The organism is Microcoleus anatoxicus (assembly GCF_042465725.1).
Lineage (GTDB): Bacteria > Cyanobacteriota > Cyanobacteriia > Cyanobacteriales > Microcoleaceae > Microcoleus > Microcoleus anatoxicus.
The window spans coordinates 568546-581998 of record NZ_CP120853.1 but is presented as its reverse complement, the minus strand read 5'-3'; the positions used below and the strand labels follow the sequence as shown (position 1 = coordinate 581998).

11 protein-coding genes and 1 pseudogene are annotated in these 13453 nt (G+C 43.7%); 5 read left to right on the top strand and 7 right to left on the bottom strand.

Translation table 11 applies throughout. The features are described 5' to 3' along the window. Nucleotides 1–38 precede the first annotated feature (38 nt). Nucleotides 39–788: a peptidylprolyl isomerase gene (locus P2A85_RS02550; protein ID WP_377477333.1), complete on the bottom strand. Its 750-nt coding sequence runs from the start codon at nt 786–788 to the stop codon at nt 39–41. Nucleotides 789–1202: 414 nt separating this feature from the next. Continuing rightward, nucleotides 1203–5039: a glycosyltransferase gene (locus P2A85_RS02545; RefSeq protein WP_377477332.1), complete on the bottom strand. Its 3837-nt coding sequence runs from the start codon at nt 5037–5039 to the stop codon at nt 1203–1205. Nucleotides 5040–5084: 45 nt separating this feature from the next. On the opposite strand from P2A85_RS02545, the gene P2A85_RS02540 reads away from it, so the two are divergent. Both P2A85_RS02540 and P2A85_RS02535 read left to right on the top strand, forming a co-directional pair. Then, on the top strand, nt 5085–6806 hold the full coding sequence (locus P2A85_RS02540) for a methyltransferase domain-containing protein (protein ID WP_377481255.1): 1722 nt from the start codon (nt 5085–5087) through the stop codon (nt 6804–6806). Nucleotides 6807–7935: 1129 nt separating this feature from the next. Then, nucleotides 7936–8802: a calcium-binding protein gene (locus P2A85_RS02535; RefSeq protein ID WP_371116296.1), complete on the top strand. Its 867-nt coding sequence runs from the start codon at nt 7936–7938 to the stop codon at nt 8800–8802. 55 nt (nt 8803–8857) lie between these two features. On the opposite strand, the gene P2A85_RS02530 is transcribed toward P2A85_RS02535, so the two are convergent. The 3 genes from P2A85_RS02530 to P2A85_RS02520 all read right to left on the bottom strand — a co-directional run bounded on the left by P2A85_RS02530 (nt 8858) and on the right by P2A85_RS02520 (nt 9566). Then, complete coding sequence (locus P2A85_RS02530; protein WP_340520823.1) at nt 8858–9025, bottom strand: type II toxin-antitoxin system HicB family antitoxin; 168 nt, start codon at nt 9023–9025, stop codon at nt 8858–8860. Nucleotides 9026–9132: 107 nt separating this feature from the next. After that, nucleotides 9133–9363, bottom strand: a complete 231-nt coding sequence (locus P2A85_RS02525; protein ID WP_341732724.1) for a type II toxin-antitoxin system HicB family antitoxin — start codon at nt 9361–9363, stop codon at nt 9133–9135. Continuing rightward, the gene (locus tag P2A85_RS02520) at nt 9360–9566 is read right to left on the bottom strand and encodes a type II toxin-antitoxin system HicA family toxin (protein WP_106148795.1); all 207 of its coding nucleotides are present in this window, start codon (nt 9564–9566) and stop codon (nt 9360–9362) included. Before P2A85_RS02520 ends, P2A85_RS02525 begins: the two co-directional genes overlap by 4 nt. 184 nt (nt 9567–9750) lie before the next feature. Between P2A85_RS02520 and P2A85_RS02515 the strand changes: the two are divergent. Continuing rightward, nucleotides 9751–9957 (top strand): annotated as a pseudogene (locus P2A85_RS02515) (DNA cytosine methyltransferase); the annotation flags it as partial. Here the strand turns inward: P2A85_RS02515 and P2A85_RS02510 are convergent. Beyond that, nucleotides 9923–10147 carry a type II toxin-antitoxin system HicB family antitoxin gene (locus tag P2A85_RS02510; RefSeq protein ID WP_333439926.1) on the bottom strand — a complete coding sequence of 75 codons (225 nt, stop codon included), beginning with the start codon at nt 10145–10147 and terminating at the stop codon, nt 9923–9925. The pseudogene P2A85_RS02515 and the gene P2A85_RS02510 overlap by 35 nt on opposite strands. Before the next feature lie 87 nt (nt 10148–10234). Next, the gene (locus tag P2A85_RS02505; RefSeq protein WP_377477330.1) at nt 10235–10369 is read right to left on the bottom strand and encodes a hypothetical protein; all 135 of its coding nucleotides are present in this window, start codon (nt 10367–10369) and stop codon (nt 10235–10237) included. Between the two features lie 53 nt (nt 10370–10422). On the opposite strand from P2A85_RS02505, the gene P2A85_RS02500 reads away from it, so the two are divergent. Continuing rightward, nucleotides 10423–12459 (top strand): hypothetical protein, encoded by a 2037-nt coding sequence (locus P2A85_RS02500; RefSeq protein WP_377477329.1) that lies wholly within the window; start codon nt 10423–10425, stop codon nt 12457–12459. Continuing rightward, entirely contained in the window at nt 12452–13450 is a 999-nt protein-coding gene (locus P2A85_RS02495; protein WP_377477328.1) for a hypothetical protein, read from the top strand. Before P2A85_RS02500 ends, P2A85_RS02495 begins: the two co-directional genes overlap by 8 nt. The last annotated feature ends 3 nt before the right edge of the window (nt 13451–13453 follow it).

Genomic DNA, 13453 nt, shown 5'->3' with positions numbered 1-13453 from the left:
GGTCAATGGGGGGTAACTGACCCCTCATTGCTATATCTTCATGAGATTGAAGACACCGAAGAGAGGGGCTGTAGCGGGCCTATTTTCGATATTTGTTCGGCGACCCAGGTTTCAAATAGTTCGTTAATTAAGTGCAGTCGCATGGATTCGTCTAGCTGAGCTGGCATGAATTTTTCTAGTCGAATAATGACCATCCATTCTGCCAGAGGACGTGGCTGCCAAAGTTGATTTGGTTTGCTCACTGACAAAAGTTTACTGATTGCTGGGTGTGGCTGGCTGAGGGGTACTGGTCCTAACAAGCCGCCGGACTTGGACTCTGGGCCTTCGGAAAATTCCTGGGCCACTTCAGCAAAGCTTTGTTCCCCTTCCGAGATGCGAAAGTATAGTTCGTTGGCTAATGCTGGATTTTTAGTGCGGACCAGGGAATAGACTACATGGTCTAGGCTGGCTTTGCGGGTTAAAAAATAGTTATCTACTTTAGGTCTCCAAGTTTCTTGCTTAAATTTTTCGATCAGCAAGGGTCTGGTGACCATTTCTTGAAGTTCTTCTAGGGTCATATGCTGGCTGCGAAGCCAAGCTTCTCTGGCTTCGGGGGCTGTCAGTTGGTACTGAACCAGAAAGTTCTCCAAGGCGGATTGGCGTTCTTCGTCGCTGCAACTGAAGGATGCGATCGCTTGGTCGATGATTACGCCCCGCAAAAATTGTGGCATCAACTGATAGCGCTTCAGGAGCGATGGCATATCCTGAGCTTGCAGTAATTTATCCCCGATTTGAAAAAGTCCTGTCATTTTTGTGTCTCCAACTGACTTGCGCTTCCCCTTTTAATCTAACTGTGGTAGGAAAAGAGCGACAACCACTAAACCACTAACAGTTATAATTCCATAGAATTTACTAGGACTAGCCGAGTAAACTTATTACTTTTCGATCGTGTTAACGGGTGCTGACGGCAGCTTTCACCGCGAGCGATCGACACCAGGTAGCGGGTCGGCTATATTTGGCAGAATTTGACGCTACCTCAGTTTCCCGATAATAGCAGACCATTAGCGGGCTAACGCTCTTCCTGTTTGTTTCCTGACGCTTGGTTTTCGGGGGGGTTCCCTAACAACTACATCTGGCAACATTCTCCAAAACAGGCCTGAGAGCGGATTCTACAAACATCAATCTGCTGGTGGGTAGGTACGGGAACCCGCCCCATCTCACATTTAAATCCCCTTGAAAAATATCTCTTCCAACAGTGTTCCGAGTTTAAAGGAGTAAGCGCGACTGTCCAACAATTTTGGGTTGGTAGCCATTTGGCTTTGGACTCGATCCCGATAGTGCCGGCGCAATTCTGGGTTACTTCCCAATGCTGTGCTAATCTCCACATAACCATTCTCGCTGTTTGCTACCAATTCAGGAAGTTGTAGTTCTGCGATTACTGCTGCGGATTGTCGAGAGCGCCCGGTTTGGCCGGCTCTCACCACCACCGGCAACCCCGCCAACAGCGGTGCTACTAGGGATGCAGCGTCGCTATCGGGATAGGAGTCTAAATATATATCAGCCAATTTCAAACATTCTTGGTAATCGGCAGCCGTCGGCAACGCTTTGATCGTCACCAATTGCTGTTTGTCAATCCCAAATTCCGCAAATAGCGATCGCATTTGGTGATAAAAAGGCATCATGGGAAATTTTTCCCGGCGCGAATGAAAGGGATATAAAACTAAGATCGAATTCGGTGTAGAGGCAATTATTTGGGCCCAAGTCGATCTCAATTCTGGGATAATTTTAAAAGCTGTGACACCGGACATAAATATTACAGATTGCTCCGTTGCACCCCAACTTCTTCTTGTTGGTTGAACCGTCGATTTTTCTGATGTTACAGGATAACTGAAACAAACTCCTGAGCCTTCTAAAGTGATTAATTTTTCCCGATACTCTAGGGGTGCATCTGGGGTGGATGTCAAATTTCCGGTCAAGAAGCGATCGATATTGCGAGCCCTGGTAGTCACCGGAATCGATAGAGTAGCAGCTATTTGGAGGCGCCCTAGTCGGTGTAGGGACAGCAAAGTGCTAGGTTTGGGGGTGTCGGTGGTATTGGTCCCCAGGAGCAGAATGTCTAAATTGTGCGATCGCATTTCCTCTACTTGACTGAGCAAGTCTGCTGACAGGTGTACTACCTTGTCAACCCGACTTTCAAAGTATTTACCCAAGGAATCCTGTGGCAGAGGATAGAAATTATACACAATAATTTCAAACTTGCTTCTGTCTAAATATTCACAACTTGCCATGGCGGCAAAAGTCTCTGGTTCCGCACAGATTTGATCGAGCAAAATCCCCAATTTAATTTTGCTGCGTTCCGTGGCGCTATGCTCAAAAATAAAATCTATTTTAGACCCTATATTCCTTAAATAATACTCAATAATATCATCTCTTAACTTCCCAATATCAAGGAGATTACCTTCGCTGAGATACAAGCTTTTTAAGCTGAGATTTTCCGCAATAAACTGCGCCAAATAACGCCAAATTTCCGTAGCCGGAAAACTGGCAATATTCCCAGCCACGTACTCTATTAAACGCTGCAAATACTGAGCATATCCTGCAACCTCTCCAGCTTCTTGAAAATAAGTAGGAGACTGAAACAGGAATTTCAAAAAACCGTCAAAAAACCACTGAGGAATCGCTGCATTTTGATAGGATAATGGCAACTGATAAGCCTCGCGGTACAGCATAGCTGCTAGAAGATATTGCAGCCTATATATAAGTTCTCCTCCTAGAGACAAAGTGGAACATAACTCCTGGACAAAACTTGGTTCTTCCGCCGTCAAGGTTTCATGTTTGATACCACTATCTAGTAGCAATTGGTGAGCTTTCCCCAGGTCTCCCCTGTAAGCATTTTCACATTGTTCTGCTGGTAAATTCAGCCAATATTTAGCCATTTGTAGGCGGTATTTTCGCAGTTTTCCGACAGTAGACTCATTACTTGGCGATTTGTGATAATCTTGAATTAGCTTGGATAATTCAGAGGAATTCCGCTGAGTTTTGGCATCTAATTTTTGTTGAATAGTCTGTTTGATTTTGGGATTCAAAAAACCGTATTCAGGGCTAGTTAGGAGTTTCTGGTAAAATCTGACTACATCTTTATGATTTTCGCCCGCAGAGAAATTTTTCCAAGTTTGTTGTTCGGGATGAATCCGCAGTGAGGAGAGTGTTTCAGGGACAAATCCGATGTGATAATTTCCCATAATTCGCCACCACATATCTAAGTCTACATACTGAGATAATCCCGAATCAAATAATCCGATTTCGGCAAAAACGCGGGCGGCAATTAGGACGGTAGTCGGTTCACCAATTTTGTTGATGGGGTTGCTTAAACAGTTAGGATCTGCTAGTAATTCTTGTCCGGGCTGAATCGGTTTTAAATTTGACCAACCTTTGTACAAATCTTTAATTGATTGGGAAGCTTTTTGTAAAATAGGATTGGATTCAGATGCGTCTATGGTAATTCCACGGGGTGAAAAAATCATGCCTATATTTTGGTGTGTTTCGGCAAGTTCGACCATTTTTTCAATACATTCTGGTGCGAGTAAGTCGTCTTGAAACAGAAATTTAATGTATTTACCTTTAGCTTGGGAAATGCAGAAGTTCCAGTTTTGCGAGAGGCCATAATTGCGGTGGAGGATGATGCGTAAATCTACTGAGGTTGTTGAGGTGAATGATTGGGCGATCGCAATTGTTTGGTCTGTGGAGCCGTCGTCGGATATAATCACTTCTATGTTAGGGTAAGTTTGAGCCAAAGCACTCTCAATTGCTTCACCAATAAATGCTGCTCCGTTATATGTCGGAATGCAAATACTCACTAAAGGTTGTACTGTTTGAGGTGAGGATTCCCAATTTATATCGCTTGTTGGGCGATGATTTAGCAGGGCAGTTTTTGAATTGTTTAAATCTTGAAAATTATGCGTGATTTGAGCAATATGTTCCAAACGTTTTTGAATTTTTTTACCGACAGTTGATGGACTTAGTAAAGTCTTAATTTCCTGCGCTGCTCTCGCTCCTATTTGTTGAGCTTCCCCGTAATTATTGAATATATGCTGCATTAAATAAGCGCTGTGTTCTGTATCCGGTTCTGCCCAAAAATTGCCTTTTTTGTAAGGGCCGCAATCTGCCTCAAGGGGAATTAATTTATATTTGACTAAAAAGCTATTGCCCACATTCATAAATTCTGTATTTGATGAATAAGCAGTCGCAATTACGGGTTTGCCATAAAACATGGCTTCGGCCATGGTTAAACCAAATCCTTCACAGCGATGTAGGGATATATAACAGTCGCAATTGTAGAGCAAACTATTTATTTCATTTTTCGATAAATATCCGTCTAAGTGTTGAATATTGGTCGCATTTCCAATGGCGGATTTTAACAATGCTAAATCTTTGACGTTTTTGTCTGAGTTGGAAGATTTGAGGATAAATAGTACGCGATCGTCTTGACCAAAAGCTTGCTTAAATGCTTGAATGGCAGCTAAAGGATTTTTCCGTTCGATGCGGCTGGAAAAGTCGAATATAAATAGAAAAATAAATTTATTTTCTGGCAAATCCAGGGATTTTCTGTTTAGGTAAGATGGGGCTAAATCAATGCTGGGCATTATTTTGATGACGGGAATTGGCGAGACTAGGGAAATTGCTTCGGCGCAGTAGTTGCTGTAAGTCCATATTTCGTTAAAATTGTCAAATACTGGTTGCCATTTTTGAGGAAATTCGGGCATTTCCCAGGCCCAAAAGCCGATATTATAGCGATTTTGAAAATAGCTGGAACCAGAATGTTTTAAGAAAGTGTTGACTTCATCGGCGTTGACTTGAATTAGGTTTATGGGATAAGGATTGTCTGGGCTGAAGTTTTGATAGCTGGTGTCTTGACTGCGGTGGGGACTGCGGGTGAAATTGTTGATAGTGAAGGGAATTTGGACGGCTTCAGCGGCTCTAATATTTGCTCTGACTCCTTCTCCAACTCCAAATTCACCGTTGATGTAGCCGGCGATGTTAATTCCTAAGTTAGGGTTCATAGTTTATGCTATAATTTTTTTTACTTGATTTGGTGCTTGACAAATGTGCCGATCGCCATTGTATACTGGCATCGCCATGCTCACAAATTAGAGAAAGTGATCGATCGCGTCAACCATGACCTCTTGAATCTGCTACCCCCGGATGCTAAAGTCATTGTCGAAATAGGCTGCGGTACGGGGGCTATGGGCGCACAGTACAAGCTGACAAATCCCCATTGTCAATATATTGGCATTGAATGCGATCGAGAAAAAGCTAAAATAGCAGTCGATCGGCTAAACTGGGTGGCGATCGCCAATATAGAAGAAACCGACATCGCCAGTCTCGACATCGCCCCAGGCACCGTTGATTGTTTGGTGTTTGGCGATTTGTTACCTTACCTCAAAAATCCTTGGGATGTCCTCAAACAATACAGTGCTTTGCTGCATCCCAGGGGTCAAATTTTCGCCAGAATTCCCAATGTTCAATACTGGCGGCGCATTGTCAATTTGTTGCGCGGGCACTGGGAAAATGCCGATGGCAAAATGCAGCACTGGTTTACCCTAGAAAGTATTCAATCACTCTTTACTCAAGCCGGATTGCAAGTGTACGAATTGCAAGGAAAGGGACAAAAAACCGAAAATTTTGCCCAATTTCAGCAATTGCTGCATCCCATGGTCAAGGCATTAGAGCTACAATCGAGTAGTTTTGCTACGGAAACCAGTGCTGAATATTATATTGTGCGATCGACCAAAACCCCTGTACAACCACGCAGATTGCTGATTCAAACCATAATTATGGCACCTACAGGGTGCGATCGCCTCCGAGTATTGGAACCGGACAAATTTAGCGCTACAATTCCCGGTGTCCGCACCGTATCTGGCGTGAAAACACTCGAATTAATTTCCCCACTCCCAGCGGAAGAAAAAGTATTTATTTGGCAGCGGACAATCATGCAATATCCCGCCTATCTTCCCCGCATCAAACAACTTCTACAACAAGACTATTTAATAGTAGCTGAAATTGACGACAATCCCATCCGTCGCCGGGAATACGCAGACAACAATTACCTCAGCTACCGTGGCTGTCATTGCGTTCAAACTTCCACAGAACCCCTAGCCAAAATTTTACGACAGTACAATCCCAATGTTACAGTATTTCCCAATCAATTAGCCTATTTACCACCACCGCGCACTTATGCAGAAGATACTATTACCATCTTTTTTGGAGCCCTGAATCGCGAAAAAGATTGGCAACCAATTATGGCAGCGCTGAATCGAATTTTAGTTGCTCATAAACACCGCCTTCGAGTTAAAGTAGTTCACGATCGCCTATTTTTTGACTCCTTACAAACAGAGCAAAAACAATTTGAGTCATTTTGCAGTTACGAACGATATCAAGAAATTATGTACAGTTGCGATATCGCTCTGTTACCGCTAGTTCCTAACCAGATCAATGAAACTAAATCTGACTTAAAATTTATTGAATGTGCGGCGCGGGGAGTGGCGGTGTTGGCAAGTCCTACGGTGTACGAACATTCAATTGTCGAAGGTGAAACCGGGTTAATTTATCGCTCTGAAAAAGAGTTTGAAAATAAGCTAAACTTGCTGATTTCCGATGTTCAACTGCGCCGACAAATAGCTGGGAATGCTTACGAGTGGGTGCGGGAGAACCGTTTGCTGTGCGGGCACTACCGGCAGCGGCGAGACTGGTACTTGCAGATGCGGGATGAGTTGCCGCGTTTGAATGCTGAATTGCGCGATCGACTACCGGAGTTATTTGATGACTGAATGTAGTAAAATTGATGAAGATTTATGCAAAAAATATTGGGAAAAATCCCCCTCCAATTCAGCCCAGCCGAATATAATTCGGGGCATTGGTGTCAACAATCGCCTGAAATCCTTTGTATCTTTTGTTTATAGACGACTGCAAGATCCCCCTCGCATCCCCACCCCCCCTAGGGCGTGTTTTCAAACCCAAAGATCCCCCCCAGCCCCCCTTAAAAAGGGGGGGGAAAGAGTCTTTAAGTCCCCCTTTTTAAGGGGGATTTAGGGGGATCTAAATCTTAAGGAGTAGTTTGAAAACACGCCCTAGCCCCCCCCAAGGGGGGAAGGGGGACTTTGAGAAGATTCCGGTTCCCCCCTTCTTAAGGGGGGCTAGGGCGTGTTTTCAAACCCAAAGATCCCCCCCAGCCCCCCTTAAAAAGGGGGGGGAAAGAGTCTTTAAGTCCCCCTTTTTAAGGGGGATTTAGGGGGATCTAAATCTTAAGGAGTAGTTTGAAAACACGCCCTAGCCCCCCCCCAAGGGGGGAAGGGGGACTTTGAGAAGATTCCGGTTCCCCCCTTCTTAAGGGGGGCTAGGGCGTGTTTTCAAACCCAAAGATCCCCCCCAGCCCCCCTTAAAAAGGGGGGGGAAAGAGTCTTTAAGTCCCCCTTTTTAAGGGGGATTTAGGGGGATCTAAATCTTAAGGAGTAGTTTGAAAACACGCCCTAGCCCCCCCCAAGGGTGGAAGGGAGACTTTGAGAAGATTCCGGTTCCCCCCTTCTTAAGGGGGGCTAGGGCGTGTTTTCAAACCCAAAGATCCCCCCCAGCCCCCCTTAAAAAGGGGGGGGGAAAGAGTCTTTAAGTCCCCCTTTTTAAGGGGGATTTAGGGGGATCTAAATCTTAAGGAGTAGTTTGAAAACACGCCCTAGCCCCCCCCAAGGGGGGAAGGGGGACTTTGAGAAGATTCCGGTTCCCCCCTTCTTAAGGGGGGCTAGGGGGGATCTGGCCTTAATAGTCAAACAGCAATCTGTGACTAGGTTTGAGCTTAAGTTGACACCAATGAATTCGCGGCTAAACCTACAAAGTCCCCCTGCGCCGACTAAAATACCGTCCTTAATGTTTTATTGTTTAATGTTTAATTATTAATTCACACCAATGCGAATTCTATTCACTATTGCTCACTTTTACAATCCCAGTGGCGACGGCAAACACGCTTCCCAAAGAAACGATCCGCAACCGCGACTCAATGCTTTAACCGCTGCCGTTGCATCGCTGCAAGCTTTGTATGGCAAATCTCAGTGCATGATTCACATTGGCGAATGTGCAACTATCCCAGCCAATCAAGATCAGAATCACGAAATTGACATTGTGATTTGCACAACCCAAGGCTATCATCTGTTGTCTCAATTGCCGGTGCAGCCGAAATCTTTTATGCACCATGCTACCAAATGCGAACCACTGCTGTTGGGGTTTGAGTGTCAAGCAGTTTTACGAGCTTGTCTTGACAAATATGATTATTTCTGTTACTTGGAAGATGACTTGATTTTACATGATCCGTGGTTTTTCAACAAATTAAACTGGTTTAGACATCACGGTGGCAATGGAAACTTGTTACAACCAAACCGTTACGAAGTATCACCTCAAGCCCCCGTTTTTAAAGCCTATATCGATGGCGATTTAACACATTCTGCTACGGCTAATTTTCAAAATATTGAGGAACAACGGCAGTTATTTGGCAAAATCATGGAACAAAAGATTGCTTTTGAGCGGGCTTTAAATCCTCATTCAGGGTGCTATTTTTTGAATGCAGAACAGATGGCTTACTGGGCTAAACAGTCTCATTTTTTGGATAGGGATACTAGCTTTGTTGGTCCCTTGGAAAGTGCGGCTACTTTAGGGATTATGCGAACTTTTAGAGTTTACAAGCCAGTTTCTGCCTATGCAAATTTTTTGGAGATTCAACACTTTGGGTCGAGTTTTCTCAAGTTAATTGGTAATAAGGTGAGACTTTCGGAAGTTTGATGAGAATATCCAAATCGCCTACTTTTTGGGTATAATGATATGGATTTGAACAAATTTATGCAGCCTCAAATAATCGTTCTAGCTTCTTAGTTGCTGGTAATGGTTTACCTTCCGCTTGACAGCTTTCGATTAGTAACTCCAGTACCTCTTGTGCATTGTAGATAGCTTCTTCATAGGAATCTCCGTGAGTTACGGGCTGCATTACATCTTCAAATTCAGGCAAAAATACGACAAAGCATCGATCCTATTCTGACCATTGGATAACAATTGTATATTTCATGGTTCTGTCTCCTCTGCTTGGATTTGCCTCAGCACCTCAATTATTTGGTTTTACGCAATCTGTAATCGTTTCCCCAATGTCTGAGGTTCTGGTAGAGGTTTGCCATCTTCTTGATAGAGTTCAATCAATGTTTCTAATAATTCTTGTCCGTGTTTTGCCGCTTCTTCGTAAGTGTGTCCGTGAGTGCAAGGCTGCATGACATCGGTAAACTCAGGTAAGCTGACCACAAAAAGTTGATCTTCTTCTGACCACTCGATGATTAGACTATAATGGCTATTCATTCTTCTATCTCCTTCAGCTTCTGTAAATCAGAAATTACTCTTTTTTCGTGATAATTTGGCGCATCATCACCATCATTACCTGATAGTGTAATTTTTTCAGGTAATAAAGGGTGTTCCCATACAGTGTGACTGCCCTTTCCCTGTCTGTAAGTAAAGCCTGCTTTTAGTAATAGGCTTTTCAATTCTCTGATTTTTTTAGGCATGAGTGATGCCAGCTAACGGGGTTTAGAATATTGTAGCCGATCGCCCAAACTACAAAAACCGAGTTGATTTGAGAAACCGGGTTTTTACCAAATCTGCGGGCTACAACAAAGTATTTTCGTAAAAAACCCGGTTTCTGGGCCCCATGTCTAAGTCCTATGACTCTCGCATCCCCCACAGATGTACAATAGGACGATCCGCGAAATGGCTAGACTGCAAACTTTCCCTGATTCATTTATTTTTGAAGGTTCTATGAAAAAGGCAATGTGGCAAATTGGCAATGCCGTGCCGCCACGATTAGCTGAGTGTATCGGTTTTGCACTTATTCCATATTTGAATGATATTGCTTTAAACAAATTTATGCAGCCTGAAATAGCCGTTCTAGCTTCTTAGTTGCTGGTAATGGTTTACCTTCAGCCTGACAACTTTCGATTAGTAACTCCAGTACCTCTCGTGCATTGTAGATAGCTTCTTCATAAGAATCTCCGTGAGTTACTGGTTGCATTACATCCTCAAATTCGGGCAAAAATACGACAAAGCACCGATCTTCTTCTGACCATTGGATAACAATTGTATATTTCATGGTTCTGTCTCCTCTGCTGCAATTTGCCTAAGCACCTCAAGTGTTTCGTTGACTGACTTCTTTAAATAATGTTTCTAACAATTATTGTCAGTGTTTGGCGGTTTTTTCGTAAGTGTGTTCGTCAGTGCAAGGCTGCATGATATCAGTAAATTCACGCAAACGGACAACAAAAACTCGATCTTCTTTTGACCATTGAACGATCGGACTATAATCGCTATTCATGGGGTATAATACTTAAAATTATCCAGCCCAATTAAATTATATGAAATATAAAGATGGATTATTTAAAATGGAATAATTTAATCGCAGCTCATTTTTTCAAAAATGAAATGGCAGGGCGCAGCGTTCACCTGTATGTCACAGAGGAACTAATAACAGATATTGGCCAAGAAAGCGGTGCCGATCTTCCAGATTTTATTGAAGCTATTAAAACCGGACCTCCTTGGGTGAAAAGGCAGGGTTTATGCGTAAAAGCATTGGAAACTCAGGACAATTGGCGACCGCGAGAATTAGACTATCCGCCCTACATTGGTTATTTAGCACTATTTGTCTTAGCAGCCGGTATTGAAGGAGATTTTGCCGCGCATTCTTACTATCCGCGCTTGCGAACATTACTTGGTGAAGAACCTACCCCAGGCCAGTATCCTTCATTTGACAGGATGTCGAAACTGTGGGAAGATTTAGAAAAGTGGTCTCACGAAGACAAATCTGGCGAATTGGGTATCTTCAACAGCAACAGCGTTGGGAAGAGAAAACACATTGGATTGCCGATCGCCCAAACCCTCTTGATTGAAAAAGAACGTCGCGCACTCCCTGCTATTTTTGCCGCTGCTGACTTAGATCCTATTTCATATCCCAATGAGGGGGCGATCGCACGTTTGTTAGTCAAGCACGGGCGCAAACAACTGCAAAAACGGACTTTAAGCTTATTAGAAGAAACCAGAGACAGCGACGAACTTCGCCAAGCATTGCTCGAATGGATTATTGATGAATTGCGCGATTGGGATGGAACTGCTGAAGATTCAGGTAAAACGCAGATTTATGGACTATTGAGATTGTGCTGCAAACTCGATTCAATTGCCAAACGCGCCACCCTAAGCTTGCGTTGCAGTACCAAACACGAATTTCCTGAAGAGGATTTGCTGTTATTTTTAGAAGATAATTCTCAATCCTTTTCTTGTTACGAAGAGAGTGGGGGTTTGTCTTCACCTCTAATATCTGAGTCAGACGGAAAACCGCTGGTTGGTTGTGAGTTTGATTGGTTGAAAGGTTTGCAAGTGCGATCGGCGGACTATAGCTCTACTAAATGGTGTTTTAAGCTGCCAGCATCGCCCATTCGAGTATTCGTTAATGGAGACACTCAGGGATTGCCTGGTATTGTGGAAGTGCGACAGTTGCCAACTCAACAGCCATTTTATTTAGCTGCACACGAACAGTGTTTAGAACGGCTGAAAAAATGGGGAGAATCTAGCTGCAAAGGCTTTGAAAAGTTGCAAATAATAGATGGTTTGCCCAGTGGGTGGCACTTGTTCAAAGCGCAGGCTGCTTGCAGTGACGAACTCATTAAACAAGAATACCCAATCTTAGCTTTCCCGACTAATGTGCGGCTAGAGCTAGCTGGGGGAATCCGCCTGGAAAGAGGCAATAAATTCTTTAATTTTGCCCCGCCCAAATTAATTTTACAATGTGGTAGCGAATCAATAAAAGTATATTGCAATAATCAGCTATTAGATAGCAGAAACTCAGCAGGTATTTATGAACTGCCAGCCGATACTCCAGCGGAAACGAAGTTGCTAATTGAAGCACGCAGTGAGGAGGATATTATCAGGCGCTGTTCTCTGTTATTGGTAGAAAACTATTCTTTGCCATCCCAAAGCAACGCGCAACAGTTCGATCGCTTCGGGAAGCTCCACACCGGGGAAAATGAGAGCGCGGGCGTTGCTGGTGCATGGGTGTGGGGCGTTGATTTCCCCGACTTTAACTTCAACACTTTTTTACCAATACAAGGAAAGCAGCGGATTTTCTATGTAGGTAAAGAACCTGGGCAAATAGCAATCTGCCCAGCGGAATCACTACCTACAGATTGGGAGCCTGTTTGGGCGATTTCCAAAGGTCGCCATCGCGGTCAAGCAATGTTTTGCGGCACCAATTTGGCAGAGTCACAACCGTTGATGTCAAAGTGCAAAGACCGAAAGAAAATGCGGGAATGGAAAGAAATACTGTGGTACGATCGCAGGAAAATTTCCCCGCCAGATAGGCAAAACTTTAAAGCATTGTGGAAACAATTTCAAAAGGAGGCAGAGCGTGTCTGAAACTACCGAAAAACTGCTCTACGTTATTTCTGCAAACAAGGAACTTGCTTGGCTATCCTTTAAGGAAACCTTTGATTATTTGTATAATCTTGAGACGGGTGTGAGGGAGGAAAATACCGAAATTAAGAATAAAAGACTTCAAACAATTCGCGCCCTCGATTCCCTAGGTCATTGCGACTTTAATTTGAGCGATGATAGCAAGAATAAGGTTTATGCTGCTCCCCCTGTATTGGTGCGATTGCCTTGTGCTGGCTTTCCTCAAGCCATTTTAGCAGGAGCGCGATCGCCTGCTACTATCCAACAATTATCAGATGCTTGTCAGTCTGCGGGAAATCATATCAACCTTGAAATCAAAGAACAAGCCAGTGAATCAGTGCTGATACCGAAGCGAGTGGCTATACAAGCAGAGGATGTGAGGGAATTAGAGGCGATCGCATCTTCTCTCGGCATACCTTTTATCGAAACGCCATCAGCTTGGTCTTTGCTGCATTTTGCCGCGAGTATTGACGATTACTTAGCTACCCTCAAATGGTCTAACGATCGAGAATTGAGCTGGAAGCGCGAAACTTTTGAACCTAGTTCATTACAATTTAAAACCATCGAAAAAACCGACACTAATATCCGTATTAGCCGATACAGTCATCCCTCTAGAAACACAAAGACTTGTTATCTTTGGCAAGACGAAATGTGTACCGAAATAGACATTGATTGGGGAAGGTATGCCGTTCTCAAAGCACTGCGGCGGAATGTCCTGATCTACGACAAACGCACATTTACTATGGCAGTACCAGCCAGCGCGAATCTGCCGCGACTCCTAGAAAGAGCCTTAACTCTTTGTTCCGGTTATTCAGCAACATATGTAAAAAAATTGCCACACGATCCGCAAATTCAGGGATTCAAGTTATTCTCCGCAATTCCCCCTCAAATAGCAGAAATGACCGCAGCTAAATTAGGGCAAACACTCTTGCATCAATCTTTAAATATAACATAGTGA

Bases quoted from the DNA above. Each gene is read 5' to 3' on its own strand.
- P2A85_RS02550 (WP_377477333.1), bottom strand. From the start codon at position 788: ATGACAGGACTTTTTCAAATCGGGGATAAATTACTGCAAGCTCAGGAT.
- P2A85_RS02545 (WP_377477332.1), bottom strand. From the start codon at position 5,039: ATGAACCCTAACTTAGGAATTAACATCGCCGGCTACATCAACGGTGAA.
- P2A85_RS02535 (WP_371116296.1), top strand. From the start codon at position 7,936: ATGCGAATTCTATTCACTATTGCTCACTTTTACAATCCCAGTGGCGAC.
- P2A85_RS02525 (WP_341732724.1), bottom strand. From the start codon at position 9,363: ATGAATAGCCATTATAGTCTAATCATCGAGTGGTCAGAAGAAGATCAA.
- P2A85_RS02520 (WP_106148795.1), bottom strand. From the start codon at position 9,566: ATGCCTAAAAAAATCAGAGAATTGAAAAGCCTATTACTAAAAGCAGGC.
- P2A85_RS02510 (WP_333439926.1), bottom strand. From the start codon at position 10,147: ATGAAATATACAATTGTTATCCAATGGTCAGAAGAAGATCGGTGCTTT.
- P2A85_RS02505 (WP_377477330.1), bottom strand. From the start codon at position 10,369: ATGAATAGCGATTATAGTCCGATCGTTCAATGGTCAAAAGAAGATCGA.
- P2A85_RS02500 (WP_377477329.1), top strand. From the start codon at position 10,423: ATGGATTATTTAAAATGGAATAATTTAATCGCAGCTCATTTTTTCAAA.